Below are 17,845 nucleotides of genomic sequence, written 5' to 3'. Positions count from 1 at the left end.
CATTACTCAAAACAAGATTTCAATCCATATCCGTTAACGTCACGCAAGGTAACTATACCGTCATCATTAGCTGTCTTTACAAAAATGCCAGACTGATGGTCGTCTGCAAAAATATTCATAGAGTGAACAATACGTCCTTTATTTATGAAGATTTCTACAGAACTTTGATCACTAAAAATTTCCACATCAATCATCGTATTTTTATCAATTTTGAGCGGACTTCTGGAGATTCCTTTGCTCCAATTATCTCCCTTACTGCGATCAATCCTGAATTCAGAATGGGCAAAATCGAATGAGCATACCACCTCTAGACCTCTTGCATTGTCTACGCGTAACAGCAATTGAAGTTGACGGGCAGTCGTATTCTGCATATCGATTTTAAAATTTACATTAAAAGCAATTCCGTCACCGGCGAGGAGACGAGTCTCCGCATGATCAACACGAACGCGATCCACGTGTGCAGGATTAGTTCGCAGACTCATAATTTCCTGTGCCGGAGTGGTCGAGAGGGTTAAATCGTCATTCATTTTTACTTCACGCGGGATGCCGAAAGAACCGCACCACCCTTCCTGGTATGTCGGCCCCCAGTCCTTCCAAAATGGCATCCAGTCCCATTCGTTGGCCCAGCCGACCATCAGCCGTCGGCCATTACCATCTACGAAGGTCTGAGGAGCGTAAAAATCAAATCCCCAGTCGAGCTCCCCAGTAACTGTGTAGAAAAATTTCCCAGTGTGATAATCGAAATCTCCCACAAAATACACAGTCGTTCGTTCCTTGCAACCCATTGGAGAGCACATAAACACCCATTTATCTTTCATAGGGAAGAAATCAGGGCATTCCCACATGTATCCCCATTCTCCGCGAGATTCAAGGAGAACATTCACATACTGCCAGTGGTATAAATCCTTTGATTTATACAGCAATGCTTGAGCGCAACCACCTCTTTGAGCGCCGCAGACAAGATAATAGGACCCGTCATGCTCCCAAACTTTTGGATCTCTGAAATAATCTGTGGGAACATCCGCAGGTGGAAGAATAACAGGATTATTTTCATATTTCGTAAAATGAATACCATCCTCGCTGAATGCCACATTTTGTGTTTGTACAAAACCGTTGCCATGATTCGCAGTACCTGTATATATGAGATACAGCTTATCATCTTTAATCACTGCGCTTCCTGAGAAACACCCTCCCTCAGGATGGTTATCGTATTCTTCACTCGGGCCGAGCGCTATAGGAAGATACGTCCAATGCACTAAATCTGAGCTGACAGCATGTCCCCAATACATTTGTGACCAAAACCCACTGTATGGATTAAACTGGTAAAAGAAATGATACTGCCCTTTAAAATAGATTAATCCGTTTGGATCATTTATCCAACCGCATTGCCCCATAAAATGGTAACGCTGACGATATTTACCTTTTTGTACCTGTGGGGCATTTTCGCTAATATATTTTTCAGCTTTTTTAATAGAAGCCTGCATTAGTTCGAAAGACATGTCCGCTATCCTCCTGGGGAGTAGGCTATGCTACTCTCCTCTGCCTTAAATTGTGTAGAACTCTATAAATGGAAAACCATTAATTTTTTTGTGACTCGTCAAAGTCTTTACGCAGTTTCCTGGCAAAAACCGTATTAAGCTGCGATTCTCTTCTGGCTTTCTCTTCTTTGATTCTTATTTGTTCCTCGCGTTTAGGCGCATACTCCTTCCATCGATCCTCATATGCCTGAACAGCTTTACGCTGTTCGGGTGTGCTATCGGACGCTGTTGATGGGCGGGCAGGATAATAAGGAACTAAAGGAATCCGTTCCCCCACTGGGGCAATGGTTAGTTTCTCTTGAGTTGGGAGCGTTTGATACCAATAGGCGGTAGAACTCCAATCATCAGAGAGTTGGTTTGCATGCCCATGCTCAATCGAAACCCTAAGATGCTTGGTAAAGCGGACAGGATCAGTTATATGGAATCGATAGGAGACCTGGAATCCATCTGTATCTCCCTCGTGAACGATAGTTCCATAGAAAGGATAGGCATTCCGCTGCATTCCCCATCCATGATTAAAGTAATCCTCTGTGCCAGTTCCATTGAGCGATGGAGCTTCTTCACCATCAATGAAGAACATATCGTTGCCTTCGCCCCACCAGCTGCCCTGGAAATGCTTAACGGTAAGATTACAGCCAACATAATGGCCCTGACCGGAAACATCGAGAATGGTATAATTATCCTTTCCGTCTTTATTAACCACATTATTTACTTCTGGCGAATTCACCTGTATATCTGTTCCCCACCCTGCGCACGGATTCTGGCGCGTCCACGAAGAATGGAAATATGCTGTCTCTTCAGGAAGAGGACTGCTATACATTTCGTAATCAATATTAAAATAAAGAATGAAGGGAAGGTCATTCTCATTAACTATTTCAATTTTTGCTTTCTTGTTGAAAGGCATTGGGAAATAGCACGACACGGCACAGGGGACCCCATACTTGCCGGCCTCTTCTGGCTTAAGAGAAACGTTGAAAGGAAGCGAGGAAAAATTACCAGGATAACTATTCCCAATGCAGAAAAAATCACCCAAGGGAGCTAGAACGCTCGGAGTATCCTGATCATCCCAGGTAATTTTAATAAGAGCCTTCCTATAGTAGAAGGGATCGTATGCATCCCAAATAACCCCAAGTGCAGGATGAATTTCCATCACAGGAGCGGCAGAAGCACCTAATTTTGGATCTATGAGTGAGGGAGCGACAGATTTCCTGCACGACGAGGTCATCCACATATGTGTGATGCATCCTGGACCTTGGATCTCACCTAAAGTAATGCTTTCCTGCGCAGGAATCATCCAATAATCCTGGTTTTTCCCTCTCTGATCCCAGCTTGCAAGCCGTCCATTACGCGCGGAAGAAACCTGTGTTAAATCTTTAAATAATCCTGTAATAGCATTCATTGTACTAATCCTTTTCTTTATGTAATTGAAAAATTAAAATTGACTTAGCCTTTAACTGCACCAGCTACCATGCCGCCAACAATCTTCTTTTGGAAGAGGCCATAGAAGATCAGTTCAGGCACAATAATCATTACCCCAGAGGCAATAATGCCTCCATAATCTACTGTGTAAGTTCCCTTGAAGAAGGAGGCACCCATAGAAAGCGTATAATTGGCCTGCTCTCGAAGCATAACTGATGCAAATGGATATTCATTCCAGATGTATAAAACATTGAAAATTACGACGGTTGCAATAACCGGTTTCGACATTGGCAGAATAATTTTGGTAATCAGATCCCAAAGGGAACAACCATCTATAACGGCTGCCTCATCAATTTCACTTGGCAGTGCCTGCAAGTACCCGACGAAGAGCAGGGTATTAAATGAAATTGATGACGCTACATAGGGAAATATCAACGCCCATAACTCTCGCAGCCCAAAGAAAACATTTATCTTATACACAGGGAAGAGAAGTATGAAGGGAGGAACGCATAATCCCGCCAACAGGAAAACGTAAATTACTCTCTTCAATACTCTGCTGCGAAATATCATTCGTGAGAGTGCAAAAGAGCTGAGAAATGTTATTACCAGCTCAATGACAAGAGAGACAATGCAGACAAAAATATTATTCATATACATTCTTGGATAATTGAGCGTCTGCAGAGCATTCTTGTAATTCGTCATATTGAAGCTTCTTGGAGGAGCTGCTGGATTTGACAGAATCTCAGAATTTGACTTAAGGGACATCACAAGCATCCATAAGAATGGGAAAACCATTATCACAGTAATAAGGACCATAATTACTGTATAAACAGTTCGATTCTCCTTCGACAACATACTATTATTTCCTCTCGGAACTAAAAATGAAATAGATTCCCATGAGAACCAACGAAACCAGGAACGTTACGGTTGCGAGGGACATACCGTATCCATAATTCCCACTTTGAAAAGTCATTGAATAGCTGTAGGTTACGAGTGTTTCGGACATATGATTTGGTCCGCCACCGGTGGTTTGCTGAACAATTTCAAAGATTTTAAAGACCCCGGTAATTATTAAAATAATTACCGTTGATATGGTTGATCGCATAGAAGGGATAATTACATGCCAAATCCGTTGCCATGCATTGGCCCCATCAACTTTCGCAGCCTCAAGAATATCATCAGGAATCATCTTTAATCCAGCGATAAAAATAGTCGTTAGATAGCCAAGCTGCTGCCAAACATAAATGACAGCGATGCTGTAAGGAGATAGGACAGTTCCACCAATCCACTCTTTTGCCCATGATGCATGCCCTAATAGTCTAAGTGTACTATTAATTATTCCAATTTTTGGATCAAGAATATACACCCAGATGATTCCTACAATTATTGGAGCAATAATTGCCGGGGAGAATATAAGGGCCTTAGACATATCCGCAAATTTTAAGCGCTGATTCAGCAAAAGGGCTATGAAGAAAGACAAAACGAGTAATATTACAGAAACCAATACAAAGATAATGGCAGTATTCTTCAATGATTTCCAAAATATATTGTCGTGGAATAAATGAATATAATTCGTGAGACCATTAAAGTGAGCCTTGCCTATTCCATAGTAACTTGTAAAGCTGTAGCCTATAGCGATGAAGATTGGCAGAATTATGAACAGAATATAAACTAAACACGTGGGGATAATAAATCCAATTTTATATCTTGTTTTACTAAGCCAGTACATAAGAACAATACTTTCTCCACATTAGTTTCTGTTCTGGTGAATATTGGAATATCCTGTTGGAATATCCTGCTGGGCAGCTATTGGATAGCTGCTGGATAACTGTTGGATAGCCATTGGATAGCCATTGGATAGCCTATCGAAATGTGGATATTCTTAACCCTTATGGGAATATCCACCAGAACAGATTATTGTGTATATTAATTGTTGTTCTTTTGTGCCTCATCTATTTTTTTCAGAGCCTGATCAGGGGTATATGTTCCCTGAATAACCCCAAAAATAGAATCGTACAGAGCCTGCTGAACCGCAGTAGAAACAGTTAGATCAGGGGCAGCTTCTGGATATGTATAACTTCTATCGCTCAGAGCTTTGACCATCTCTGTCATCGTATACTGATTTTTACGAGGAGACAGCCCCGGATAATTTGTGCCAGGAAAGACTGAATTCTCATACGAGATCTTTGCAGCCTCCTTGCTGTAATAAAACTTCAAGAAAGCGTATGTGGCTTTCTTTACTTCAGCATTATCGGAGATTGAAGAATTTACAGCTATTGGCGCAGAAGGAACTCGCATACCGACTTTTTGGCTATAGTGAGAATCAGTAAAAGTCGGGCCCCACCAAAAGCCGATGTGGGAGCCGAATTTCTTGTCAAATTCGCTATTATCCCATTGACCTGAGCCAAACATTGCGGCTTTGCCATCTTCGAACTGCTGTTTGGCATCAAAATATTCCATCGTAGAAACATTACTGGGAAAAGCCGATGCCTGATGAAGCTTTTCAATTTTCGTAAAAGCATTCCTGAAGCTGGGATTATTAAACTTCTTCTTTCCCTTTAAGATGGATGGAATATTCTCCTGCCATCCGTAACGAGAGAGCCACAAGTTAAATTCCCACATGGCATATGAGCTGTTCTTACTCCCAATCGTGATTGGAGTGACCCCATAATTCTTCAGCTTTGAAACTATGCGCAAAAATTCGTCGTAGGTGGTTGAGTTAGTTGGATAGTGAACCCCTGCTTTGTCAAAGATTTCCTTGTTATAGAAGAATCCTTGCACATTGCTTTGATACGGCAAACCATATTGAACATCATTCGTTTGGAATGCTTTCTCCGCGCCGGAGAGTCCCTTTTTAATGGAAGGATTCTCTGCCAAAAAATCTTTCAGATTGAGGAGTACGTCTGCCTTAAGAAAATCAGTGACCTGACTTCCTTCTACCCAAAAAACTTCAGGCAATGATCCATCAGATGCCTCAAGCTTCATGTTCTTATTATGGGTTTCAGTGTCAGCAGCTTCAAACTTTACCTTATACTTACCTTTGTTTTTCTTATTAAAAGCATTAACAATTGCGTAAGTTGCAGGTTCCTGTTTTTGGGGATTTGCCACATTGATACCAAACTTTATGACAACTGCTCCTGTAGAATCTCTTCTTACCTCACTCTGGTTAGAAGCTCCACAAGCAGCAAGAGCGCCAAAACTCATGGCGATAGTCACTCCAACTGCGACAAACTTTTTAAAAGTTTTCACTCTAGTGCCTCCTTTGCGCACCTTGAACTACGTTGTTACGTTGCTAAGTTTACTCTTGAAGAAGGTTATGTAATAGTATGTTTCTCGATTAGCATAAAAAGAAATAAATTATCTAATAAAATTGGCTGATGATGGGAATTTTTACTATGGTTACTAGCTTCATACCCGATGTAGATTTGTGTTAATGGATATGTTAATCGATTAACATGTTGCGACCTGACCTGATTCCCTATCAGTAATCGCGATAGGCATTAACAGGGCTACAAGATAAGGGCTATAAGATATGCATTGAATGCGTAGAGGAAGATGCTTGAAATGGATGAGAATAATTGAAGTGGATAAGGGTGATAAGAGGTAGTAGTAATAGGGGAATAACAGGGGTATAAAATCAGGGCTATAGATCAGGGGTATAGCCCAGAGTAATAAGATCAGAGCAATAACGGGGCAATAAAATCTCAGAGCAATAAGATCCGTGTGGTCATTGATATCTTGCGAGAAGCCCAGTTACACTCCCCGCAGAAAAAGAATCAATAATTATCGAGCATAGAGAGCCTCAATGCCTCAAATTAAAAAATGGTCTGACACAAGAGAAAGTCTCGCTCAAAAGGAAAAGGAAATCTCGCTGAAGAAAAAATTACTGGGTGAAAAGCTCACTGGATAAAAGCTCACTCGATAAAAGCAGCATAGACAGACCGGCTCATTTTATCAGCATAATGAACTCTCTCTTGCTCTCGGCCGCAGAACATTCCACCCGTTGAAAACAGGTCATTCGTGATACGCAAACGAGTGCATTCTTTGTCGGTTCCGAATGTCTTCAGCAATGTGAACTAAATTGATAAAGGACTTTTATTCTTTGAAAACATCTCTCTTCCAGAAATTACCAAACGTGATACCTACGAAGGAATTTAAGCAAACTGACGCTTGGGAGCAGCGTAAGCTGGGCGATGCAATGCTTGAGAAAGTAGAAAGTGTGACGCCTTTAAGAAGAAACAGTTACGCATTATGGAGTGTCCCGGCTTATACTAATTCTAAACCTGAATTAGCTACTGGAGATAAAATTCAGAGTACGAAGCAGAGAATTCTTGATGGAGATATATTGCTCTGTAAAATTAATCCACGAATCAATAGAGTCTGGGTTGTCGATACAGGTAATCTTGATACTTCTTCTCCTATAGCTTCACTTGAGTGGATAATTTTTAGAACTTCTGGTAAAAGCATGGACCGCCAGTTCCTCGTAGATTTTTTAAGTTCACCAAAATTTAGAAATTTTTTATTATCAGAGACAATAGGTGTCACGGGGAGCCAGAAACGAGTACAACGTAATAGTGTAAAAGAATTTATGTTTCATTTACCGAGTCTTGCTGAACAGTCTCGCATAGGTGAGCTCTTCAAGACCCTGGATAATCTTATCGCTGCCACCGAGCGTAAAAAAGAGCTTCTACAAAAGAAAAAACAAGCATACCTACAACTCATTTTTTCTCAACACCTTAGATTCAAAGGTTTCACAAAACCATGGGAGCAGCGTAAGTTGGGTGATGTGGGAAATTTATATTCCGGCTATGCATTCCCCAATTCTGAGCAGGGTGGGAAGAATGGAATTCTATTTTTAAAAGTGTCAGATATGAACTTGGCTGGTAACGAACTTGAAATTACAAAAGCAAAGAATTATGTTACGAATAAGCAGATTGCAATATATGGGTGGAAACCTGTTATAGACTTGCCAGCAATCATTTTTGCTAAAGTCGGCGCTGCTATTATGTTGAATCGTAAACGTATCTGCACAAAACCTTTTCTGCTTGACAACAATACAATGGCTTATTCGCCTAATCCGATGAATCTGGATATCGCATATACTGTTTCTTATTTTCATACGATTGATTTTTCTTCACTAACCAGAATTGGTGCAGTACCATCAATAGCTGGAAGTGATATTGCTAAATTAGTAGCACCAGTACCTTGTATGAGTGAGCAGTCTCGTGTAGGTGAGCTCTTCAAGACTTTAGATGAACTAATCAAAGCTAATGATAGAAAACTTGAACTCTTAAAAAAGAAAAAGAAAGCATACCTGCAAAAAATGTTCATTTAATTGGTTAATTGCATATTGCTTTCCCCAAACTTACATTTAAAATAACTGTTTGCGAGGGGAAAGCAACGATTCATATTCTTACTGATATTCTTACTGAATTTCTGGTTTACAGACTACCTAAGAATTGCATGATCCTACTATCATCTTGTGTCTCAAGTTCTTGGATGATATGTAGATATGTTGATTGGGTTGTTGCCATATTCGCATGACCAAGTCTCTTTGCAACTGAAGCTATTGAGACCCCTTTATACAAGAGCAAGGAAGCATGTGTATGTCGTAAACCATGAAAAGTGATAACTGGAATTCCGGCTTCAATGCATAAACTTTCTAGACGAGAATTCACAGTTGAGTTATGTATTCTTTTCCCTTGAATGAATAAGAGAGAATCACTCTGCTCACAGTGATCTGACGTATCGATAAATTCCTTAAGTTGCAAAGCGAGTTGCCAGTCAATATGTATTTTTCGGCGAGAAGAATCGTTTTTTGTTGGTGCAAATCCTCCAGCTTTCGTTTTATAATTCCATGTTTTATTCACGTCAATAACGAGCTGTTTAAAATTAATATCTTGAACTGTTAAACCAAGCACTTCAGCAAAGCGTAGGCCTGTCTTTGCAGTTATAAGAATTGTATAATCAAGTAAATGATCGTGGTCTAAGCACAACATGTTTAGTAATTTTTTTAGTTCCGCTTGATTTAAAAATTTTATCTTCTCAGTTTGTTTAGCTTTCCCTTTAATGACAGCCTTCCTAGTTGGATCCTTTCTTAGCAGACCGTCTTCAATAGCATCTGATAAGGCAGCCTTCAGCTGATGATGAAAATCTAATACTGTTTGTCTTTCATGTGTCCGTGCGTAAGTATTTAAAAGATTCTGATACACTATACGATTTAGATCAGCAACTTTTGTGTTGGGGATAAGCAACTTTATCTGTTTCAGTGTCATTAAATACTTGTTAAGTGTTATTTGAGTCACTGCACCACGCTTGTATGTTTCAATCCACTCAGCGAAGTAACGAGAGAATAGTTGTTGAGCGTACATCTTACCCTTTCTATCAACTACGTCTGCAGCCAATAAAAAGGACTTTACTGGATATAATGGCCTTAAAAAATTTGAGCTACTTAATTCAAGCCTCAGATAAACATAAGTTGTAAATAAGCTTTCTTCCTTCGCTTAAGGAGATTGATCTTCTTATCGGTGGCAGCGATAAGATCATCCAGAGTCTTGAAAAACTCACCAATTTTTCGCTGCTCTTCGATTACCGGATAAGGGATCGGCATCTCAAAAAATAACGAATCTTTGATTGAAAAACGATCAGAACGAGCACCAGAATCGCCATAGTAACGCATGAATTTGTGCCAGTCTGAACTTTTGAAGAACCATTCAAGATAATTTGTATCAATACAATGCGTTCTGAATACTGTATAAAGCGGTGATATAATACCTTCTCTTTCCAAATTATTACAGTTTATAGGACCAACTGGTGCAGCAGCAGAAATCCGAGGATTGTAAACAAAATCTTTTGCTCGTACAATATAATAATTTACAATGTTTTCAGCATTTGAAAGATTACGATCAAAGAAATCAAGTTGGCTAACGATTCCTAACTCTGCAGAGTTTGTAAAGGTTTCTCGAATACTAAAATTATTGTTTTTCTCAGTCACTTTATAAGCAATATCGTTGAGTTTGCGCTGCTCCCATGGTTTTGTGAAACCTTTGAATCTAAGGTGTTGAGAAAAAATGAGTTGTAGGTATGCTTGTTTTTTCTTTTGTAGAAGCTCTTTTTTACGCTCGGTGGCAGCGATAAGATCATCCAGGGTCTTGAAAAACTCACCGATTTTTCGCTGTTCTTCGATTACCGGATAAGGAATCATAATTTCCTTCATGCCATCTATATCAATATTTTTCCCATCTCGAATTCCATAGATATATGGTTTCAATAGAATATTAATAAAATTATACGATCTAAAGAAAAGATAATAAAATTTTGAATTAGCCCCTTCTCCATGGAAAGTATGATATGCAGGACTAATAATCCCTCGCTGCTTAGAAATCTCTAAACCACCTTCAAAAGAACGCAAGTGAAGAATAAAATCCCCTTTGTTCACTAGCTTATAATTGCTGAGACTCGCCTTTTTGTACAATAAAACTCTACTAGACTCATCTCTCTGAATAGTCCCACTTCCTTGAAGGACTGTCAATGGAGGGAGATCCCCATGGTTTTTTTCCGAATATTCTTCAAATACATCACCCAACTTACGCTGCTCCCAAGCGTCAGTAAAACCACAAAAGCGCAGTGCTGGCTGTAATTCTTTAGTCATTTTTAGCCTCATTCTCATCGTCATCTATTGAGGTCTCTACAAGATCTGCAACCATAGACTCAAACTGAGTTTGAAGCCGTTCTATCTCTTTATCGACATCAGCGATCTGCTGATTTACCTCGTTAAGGTCAATTGGCTCTTCTTCCTCGAAAGTATCGACATACCGAGGAATGTTAAGATTATACTCATTGTGAATAATTTCATCACGGCTAGCTACATGCGCAAGCTTATCAACGTCTTTTCTATCTTTATACGTTTGAAAGATCAGATTAATGTCTTCGTCTCTCAGAGTATTCTGATTCTTTCTCTTTTCAAAATGTTGGGAAGCATCAATAAACAGGACATTATCAGTTGTTTTATCTTTCCTGAATACTAGTACAACTGTTGCTATACCAGTCGAATAGAAAAGATTACTAGGTAGGCCAATGACAGCATCTAGATAATTCTTCTCTAACAATGCCTTACGGATTATCCCTTCGGCCCCTCCCCTGAAAAGAACACCGTGAGGAAGAACTATTGCCATCCTTCCTGTAAGTTTCATGTGGTACAAGCAATGTTCCACAAATGCAAAATCTGCAGCTGATTTAGGAGCGAGTTTCCCATATTCTTTAAAACGTGGATCCTTCATCTTAGTTGCATTGTTATCCCATTTCTGAGAATAGGGAGGATTCGCTACAACTGCATCGAAAAAGAGTGGATGATTGATCCCCTGGGCATCAACACCATCTGGCCAGTCTGATTCAAGAGTATCAGCATTCCTCAAGAACATGGACTGATAGCCAACACCATGCATGAGGAGATTCATTCGGGCTAGATTAAATGTAGTTCGATTAAGCTCTTGCCCATAAAAATGAACTCTACTCCTATGATCCAAGCCTGTTAATTCTTTTTGAACAGTAAGCAGCAGGGACCCTGAGCCCATTGTCGGATCATAAATGGTAAATGTCGAATCTTCATTGTTAATGACATCTTTAGATTCATCACTTGCGTCAGGTGCTGCGTAAGTTACAAGTTTTGCAAGGACTTTTGATACTTCATGTGGAGTATAGAATTCTCCAGCTTTTTTACCGCTAGAACCAGCAAATTTCTCAATCAGATACTCATAGACATCACCGAGAATATCTCTACCGCCTTCATCGAGAAAGTCAACTTCATTAATTTTCTCTACAATCGCTGCGAGCGCCTTAGCTCTTGCAGCAGTTGAAGTCCCTAATGATGAGTTAGACAAGTTAATGTCATCAAAAACATCGCGAAAATCTTTCTCAGAATTTGGATTAAGAAGTGCATTCCTCTTAAAGTGATCAAAAATATTCTGGAAGTCTTCAGGACGAATTCTCTGATTTTGTATTTTGTCCAGAAGGGATTGCCAAGTGTCAGCAGGGTCTATTGCATAGCCAAGTTCATTAGATAGATCTTCTCTGTAGAGTTCTATTCCTTCACGCTTAGAACACCGAGTATAGGCATCATTAAGACTTTCTCCTTCTTCAATATCAACTGTCCCAGAACTCTCAAGATAATGTTCCTGCCTATCAGAAAGATACCGATAAAAAATAAATCCTAATATATAATCACGGAATTCGCTCGCATCCATTTTCCCACGAAGATCATTAGCCATAGCCCAAAGTTGGGATGACAAATTCCCCGCCTGATTATTTTTCTCTTGTTTTTGTTCTTTTGTTTTCCGGTTATCCATATAACTCGTTTCCTTTTTTGCCTGCCATTAAAGAATATCTAGTGTTTCCCAATCCAAAATTTCACGAATAATTTTGTGCTATATCTTCAGCAAAATCTTTAATAGCTATCCTAAGTAAATCCTTGTATTTCACACCACTGAGTGTACGAATTTTTGGATCAGTTGCATCTGTCTTATAATATTGAGCGTTTGTTGCTTTATTCAGTAGATCACTGCCCTCTTCGAACATGCCAATATCATCTCTACCAGCAACATGCTTTTCTAAAATTTTACTAAGAAGCTGGGAAGCCATTTCCACATCTACAAGTCCCCATTTCTGCCTGAACTGCAGTGCTGCTTCTCGTTTTGTCCGATTACGATGTGCTTCTATAATTCCATGGGTGTCTTGTGCTGTGACTGGGTATTGTTCTTCTGAAAGTTTCAAAGTACCATCCATCGCAGCCTTTGCAGTTGCATTAATACGCTCAGCATCCTGTCTATTATCCATCCGGTCTGTTGCCCGAATAAGATTTGAATAGGTTTCATCAATGCCAGGGAAGTTTTCATGTGCCTCATTGATAACCTGCGCCAACAGTTCATCAATATAGTCATAGTTAACGCTTACATCGGAGACGTGTTCCACCTCGAAGTTCAGACTTGCAACATCAAGTTTGTGACTCTGTGTATTATTCTTTGCCAACCTCATGAGCTCGTTGCGCATTACGGTAACAATATGCTCATGCTCATCTTTGGTAACTCCAACCTTAGAAAATAACTCCTCAGGATTATCGTAATCATATTCAGTATACTGCTTCAAAGCAGCAATTTTAGAATTATAGTCAGAAACTAAGTTAACTGCCTCCTGTTGCTTGGCTTCGCTTGGAGGTGCAGCAAGGGTAAAATCTTCAGATAATTCACGCAGCTGCTCAGCAATCTTATGCGTTTCTTCCAGAACATCAGAGAAATTCTTAGCAATAATCCCATCGTCCTCTGGCAACAACCCACTTTGTACAGCGGCTGAATCACGATTCGCATAAACTCTTATGGCTTCATCCATGAGAACTTTTGAAGTACGCGGGTATCGGAAATTGACAATATGCCCGTATTGTTTCTTCAGATTGTCATCGATTCGATTTGTTCGCGAGTAAGCCTGGATGAGGTTCGCCCCGCTCAACAATCTATCAACGTAAAGGGTGTTAACTTTCGGAGCATCATATCCAGTCAGCAATTGATCAATAACAATAACAATGTCAAGCTTTTCGCCCTTCTCTTGCTCTCCTTTAAGCCTATCCATGACATCATCAAAGTATTCATTTACTGTTTCCGGTCCGAAAGATTGACCAAAAGTATGATTATAATCTTCAATAGCACGACGCAACCCCTGATTCTTCGCAAGCTGTGTTTCACTATTATCAGTGGTCCATGAAAAAGTGACAGCAACATTTAAAGGCTTCTGATTCACCTGTCTCAGGTTTTCGTTGGCTTTTTGGAATTCATCGTAATACTGTAGAGCCATCGGAGCAGAAACTCCATTGCCTCCAACATGAGTAGTCAAAATTGCACCGTATTTGCCTTCAACAGAACGGTTCTTCCAGTTCTTCACAATGTTTTCTACCACAGCATGAACATGCTGAGGATTAGAGTCATAAACTCTTGAATCAACCAATTCTTCAGATTCTTCTGCACTCAAAGATGCTATTTTGTTATCTATCCACTCTTCGTCTTCTGCTTTATCTGGATATTTTTCAGCTAACAATTGTGGGAGAAGTTGCTCGTGTACCTCTTCGTCACTTAAAGTGTGCTCAAAATCCACTTGGAAACCAAGAACATTCTTATCTTGTATTGCTTCCCGAATCGTGTAAGCGTGTAACAAATTACCAAAAACTTGATAGGTTAAATCACCTTTGAAAACCGGCGTTCCTGTATAACCAACCCAAGCAGAGAGAGGGAACTTCTTCTTGACCAGTTCAACTGTTTCCCCATTAGTCGAACGATGCGCTTCATCAACAATGAAAACTACGTTTTTTTGGAAAGGTTGGAATCTCTTTCTACTGGCTAACTCGCCAAGCTTCTGTATGGATGTGACAATAATATTATGGTTGCTGCTTGTACTTCTTAGTTTTTTGTATAAGTCCCGCGTATTCGTAGTATCTGCTACAATTCCCAGACCCTCATCAGTAGCATCTGGATCGTAAGCATGATAGTTATCGTAGGTCTGTTTTGTCAATGCTTTACGATCTACAACAAAAATCACCTTGTTAACGTTCGGTAGTCTAGATGCCAACCAAGCGGTCTTAAAACTGCTGATTGTCTTGCCTGATCCTGTAGTATGCCAAATATATCCAACTTCTTGAGGATCAGTCCCAAACACATGCTTTCGCAATTGTTCTATAACCTTCTCAGTTGCATAAACTTGATAAGGTCTCATGACAATTAATTTTTGACGCTCTTTTTCACCGTCAAGAATCATATACTGTGTGGCCATTCTATGAGCCATTGGGATGGAAAGCATTTTGTCGCAAAACTCTCTCCAGTCCCATACCGGCTTGCTATCTTCTTTTCTTTGCCAACGAAAAGCAAAATCCGTATTGAAATGTTCAGAATCCGTATTAGCCATATACCGTGATTCATGAGGAGTCAATCCAACCAGAATTTGGGTTGTCGAATAAATACCTGTAAAAACTCCCTCATCAATATATTGCTGAATTTGATACAGTCCTTCCAGCGCATCATGTTTATCCCACTTTTCTTCAATATGAATCATGGGCAAACCATTAATCAGAAGAGTAGTATCAAAACGGCGCTTTTTATTCCGAGCGTGTACAGGTTCACGTTGAATTTGATTAACAATCTGGTAAACGGTGTTCCCTGCACCAACATTTGCCTGATCAAAAACATCAAGATAAACATGGTCCTGTACCTTGTGAGCAGTTTCACTATCATCTTGAGCAGTGCGACTGTTGTCCTCAGAATCTCTGGTAATTTCAACTTGTGTGATTCCGTTAATTCCATATATCCAGCGTCCTGCAGAATATGGAGTTCTGCATTCACGGAGGATTTCTCTCTTTACCTGCTCGAATTCTGATGGACTTAGGTGCGGATTTTTACCGAGCTTACCTTGATTATTTCTCTCCAAGATAGCTTTGAAATTAGCCCATAACTGTTCTTCAGTCTTAATATGTGGCTCATATTTCCACTGCTTTGTACCACCTATATTTTGAAGGTACTCGATTAACGCATCTTCAAACTCTTCTTCGCTTCTAAATGAAGTCATACTTTTATCAGAATTCTTCACAGTTGCCGATACGACTCGATCATTGAGTTTTCCAGTTTTAATCATAATGAATCCTTTGGTTAATCTGACTTTATTCTAATCGAGCACAGGACTCAAACAGGATGCAGTGTGGCGTTTTTACCCCCATTATGCTCACAGCCATGAAGCATGATGCAATACAAGTATTTTTCTATCTCTCACCCTTTATAATGCGTCCGCATAGCACGAATTACGATAATTTCTGGTTACTATTCTAACTATATAGTTCTGTTGCTGATCTACTTTATAGACAAGTCGGCTGAATACCAATTCTTTGCGGGCAAAGACCACTTAAAAAGGCCACTTAAATCACCACGAAGCTTCTCATAAGAGGGTTATAAGGCTAATAGGCCTTTCTTCAAACCCTGAGAAACACATCCACATGTTTCATTAAGAGCAAGAAAGAGCGAGAATCTGTTTTATTTTCTCAATGTCTTTAAGCACATGCACAGAAATACGATTCTCATAGGCCATTACTACGCTTTAGTTTCTGCTAAATTAATCACAGTCAGGGAGACGCTGCTGTCTACGCAGAATTCCACACCAATAGAGCGCGGATAATTATGACTAACTTAGCAACATGCTAATGCATATAGGCCTTCCACTTCCGATAAAGTGGGAAAAGCCGATGCCTTACGAAGCTTTTTGCTTGGAATTATCCTCTTCCTCTTCTGATAAAATGGCACATGCTGACGAGTATCCTGTTCGAGGGCTTGGAATTATCCTCTTCCTCTTCTGATAAAATGGTCTTACTGCTTCTTTTGCTGCTCTTGGCGCTTGGAATTATCCTCTTCCTCTTCTGATAAAATGGTCTTACTGCTTCTTTTGCTGCTCTTGGCGCTTGGAATTATCCTCTTCCTCTTCTGATAAAATGGGTTACTAATGAGGCTCTATTTAGCGCCCGCTTGGAATTATCCTCTTCCTCTTCTGATAAAATGGCGAACAGAAGCATATGGGTGGATATCCTGCTTGGAATTATCCTCTTCCTCTTCTGATAAAATGGGTAAATCTCCTCATCCACGCTCATTACGGCTTGGAATTATCCTCTTCCTCTTCTGATAAAATGGTTCCCATAACAAGTTCCTTTCGTTTTGGGCTTGGAATTATCCTCTTCCTCTTCTGATAAAATGGGCGCAGGCAGACTCAGGCGAAGGAGAAGGCTTGGAATTATCCTCTTCCTCTTCTGATAAAATGGCGCTACCTGGTAGTAGCCCGAGATACTGGCTTGGAATTATCCTCTTCCTCTTCTGATAAAATGGGAGCGAAATCAGGAAACTGGAAAGCGAGGCTTGGAATTATCCTCTTCCTCTTCTGATAAAATGGACCATTTCCGAGCATGATCGTCATCATGGCTTGGAATTATCCTCTTCCTCTTCTGATAAAATGGATTACCTGCCCCTGCCATTCTTCCCTTGGCTTGGAATTATCCTCTTCCTCTTCTGATAAAATGGTTAAAAATCAACGATCTTATTACGCGAGGCTTGGAATTATCCTCTTCCTCTTCTGATAAAATGGCAGGCGAGCCAGTATACGCCGGTTTTCAGCTTGGAATTATCCTCTTCCTCTTCTGATAAAATGGTCGCGCCCCCACCAGACTATACTTGTGGGCTTGGAATTATCCTCTTCCTCTTCTGATAAAATGGTGATTGGTGCTGTGGTTGTTGGTGTTAGGCTTGGAATTATCCTCTTCCTCTTCTGATAAAATGGCACAGACAGTTGAGTCATTCTTCTGCCTGCTTGGAATTATCCTCTTCCTCTTCTGATAAAATGGCCATCCGAGCCCGAGACAACAGTGTCTGGCTTGGAATTATCCTCTTCCTCTTCTGATAAAATGGTGACCCGCTTAACACTGGTATCCCCGGAGCTTGGAATTATCCTCTTCCTCTTCTGATAAAATGGATTATAGGTGATGGTCATTATGCGACTTGCTTGGAATTATCCTCTTCCTCTTCTGATAAAATGGCACACTACTGGTGTGCTTAACCAGGCTTTGCTTGGAATTATCCTCTTCCTCTTCTGATAAAATGGTTTTGAAGGATAATTCTGCGGCGTTTCTGCTTGGAATTATCCTCTTCCTCTTCTGATAAAATGGAGGCAAAATGACTGAGACGCGATACTGCGCTTGGAATTATCCTCTTCCTCTTCTGATAAAATGGCATACCCACGAAAATTCCTCGGACAACCGCTTGGAATTATCCTCTTCCTCTTCTGATAAAATGGGTAGCACCATCGCCCACATTCCAAGACTGCTT

Annotated in this window: 10 protein-coding genes and 1 CRISPR repeat array (1 of these 11 cut by a window edge); of the genes, 1 reads left to right on the top strand and 9 read right to left on the bottom strand. The window is 40.2% G+C overall.

What is annotated here, in order from left to right:
• Positions 1-2 precede the first annotated feature (2 nt).
• The 5 genes from SCIP_RS01875 to SCIP_RS01855 all read right to left on the bottom strand — a co-directional run bounded on the left by SCIP_RS01875 (position 3) and on the right by SCIP_RS01855 (position 6,206).
• Positions 3-1,499, bottom strand: a complete 1,497-nt coding sequence (locus SCIP_RS01875; protein WP_040590476.1) for a glycoside hydrolase family 32 protein — start codon at positions 1,497-1,499, stop codon at positions 3-5.
• A 79-nt stretch (positions 1,500-1,578) separates the two neighbouring features.
• Positions 1,579-2,937 carry a glycoside hydrolase family 172 protein gene (locus tag SCIP_RS01870; protein WP_006292821.1) on the bottom strand — a complete coding sequence of 453 codons (1,359 nt, stop codon included), beginning with the start codon at positions 2,935-2,937 and terminating at the stop codon, positions 1,579-1,581.
• A 44-nt stretch (positions 2,938-2,981) separates the two neighbouring features.
• A complete protein-coding gene (locus tag SCIP_RS01865; RefSeq protein ID WP_231287957.1) occupies positions 2,982-3,773 on the bottom strand; it encodes a carbohydrate ABC transporter permease in 792 nt (263 codons plus the stop codon).
• Between the two features lie 43 nt (positions 3,774-3,816).
• Positions 3,817-4,488, bottom strand: a complete 672-nt coding sequence (locus tag SCIP_RS01860; RefSeq protein ID WP_231287956.1) for a carbohydrate ABC transporter permease — start codon at positions 4,486-4,488, stop codon at positions 3,817-3,819.
• A gap of 395 nt (positions 4,489-4,883) precedes the next feature.
• Positions 4,884-6,206, bottom strand: coding sequence for an ABC transporter substrate-binding protein (locus SCIP_RS01855; protein WP_006292818.1), 1,323 nt, complete (start codon positions 6,204-6,206; stop codon positions 4,884-4,886).
• Between the two features lie 853 nt (positions 6,207-7,059).
• Between SCIP_RS01855 and SCIP_RS08160 the strand changes: the two genes are divergently transcribed.
• The gene (locus SCIP_RS08160; RefSeq protein ID WP_006292817.1) at positions 7,060-8,292 is read left to right on the top strand and encodes a restriction endonuclease subunit S; all 1,233 of its coding nucleotides are present in this window, start codon (positions 7,060-7,062) and stop codon (positions 8,290-8,292) included.
• 106 nt (positions 8,293-8,398) lie between these two features.
• On the opposite strand, the gene SCIP_RS01845 is transcribed toward SCIP_RS08160, so the two are convergent.
• From SCIP_RS01845 to SCIP_RS01830, 4 genes are all read right to left on the bottom strand, one after another.
• Positions 8,399-9,328: a tyrosine-type recombinase/integrase gene (locus tag SCIP_RS01845; RefSeq protein WP_040590473.1), complete on the bottom strand. Its 930-nt coding sequence runs from the start codon at positions 9,326-9,328 to the stop codon at positions 8,399-8,401.
• A 92-nt stretch (positions 9,329-9,420) separates the two neighbouring features.
• A complete protein-coding gene (locus SCIP_RS08280; RefSeq protein WP_050752363.1) occupies positions 9,421-10,608 on the bottom strand; it encodes a restriction endonuclease subunit S in 1,188 nt (395 codons plus the stop codon).
• Positions 10,601-12,301, bottom strand: coding sequence for a type I restriction-modification system subunit M (locus SCIP_RS01835; RefSeq protein WP_006292814.1), 1,701 nt, complete (start codon positions 12,299-12,301; stop codon positions 10,601-10,603). Before SCIP_RS01835 ends, SCIP_RS08280 begins: the two co-directional genes overlap by 8 nt.
• Before the next feature lie 61 nt (positions 12,302-12,362).
• The gene (locus tag SCIP_RS01830; protein WP_196792686.1) at positions 12,363-15,620 is read right to left on the bottom strand and encodes a type I restriction endonuclease subunit R; all 3,258 of its coding nucleotides are present in this window, start codon (positions 15,618-15,620) and stop codon (positions 12,363-12,365) included.
• Between the two features lie 620 nt (positions 15,621-16,240).
• Positions 16,241-17,845: direct repeats of the CRISPR family, unit length 36 nt; unit sequence GCTTGGAATTATCCTCTTCCTCTTCTGATAAAATGG (it continues 288 nt past the right edge of the window).

Origin of the sequence: Scardovia inopinata JCM 12537 (genome assembly GCF_001042695.1) — a bacterium.
In the GTDB taxonomy this organism is placed as follows: domain Bacteria; phylum Actinomycetota; class Actinomycetes; order Actinomycetales; family Bifidobacteriaceae; genus Scardovia; species Scardovia inopinata.
This window is presented reverse-complemented; position numbering and strand designations above follow the sequence as displayed.

What these genes read in the sequence shown, in the direction of transcription:
- SCIP_RS01875 (WP_040590476.1), bottom strand. Translation starts at nt 1,499, where the DNA reads ATGTCTTTCGAACTAATGCAGGCTTCTATTAAAAAAGCTGAAAAATAT.
- SCIP_RS01870 (WP_006292821.1), bottom strand. Translation starts at nt 2,937, where the DNA reads ATGAATGCTATTACAGGATTATTTAAAGATTTAACACAGGTTTCTTCC.
- SCIP_RS01865 (WP_231287957.1), bottom strand. Translation starts at nt 3,773, where the DNA reads ATGGTCCTTATTACTGTGATAATGGTTTTCCCATTCTTATGGATGCTT.
- SCIP_RS01845 (WP_040590473.1), bottom strand. Translation starts at nt 9,328, where the DNA reads ATGTACGCTCAACAACTATTCTCTCGTTACTTCGCTGAGTGGATTGAA.
- SCIP_RS08280 (WP_050752363.1), bottom strand. Translation starts at nt 10,608, where the DNA reads ATGACTAAAGAATTACAGCCAGCACTGCGCTTTTGTGGTTTTACTGAC.
- SCIP_RS01835 (WP_006292814.1), bottom strand. Translation starts at nt 12,301, where the DNA reads ATGGATAACCGGAAAACAAAAGAACAAAAACAAGAGAAAAATAATCAG.
- SCIP_RS01830 (WP_196792686.1), bottom strand. Translation starts at nt 15,620, where the DNA reads ATGATTAAAACTGGAAAACTCAATGATCGAGTCGTATCGGCAACTGTG.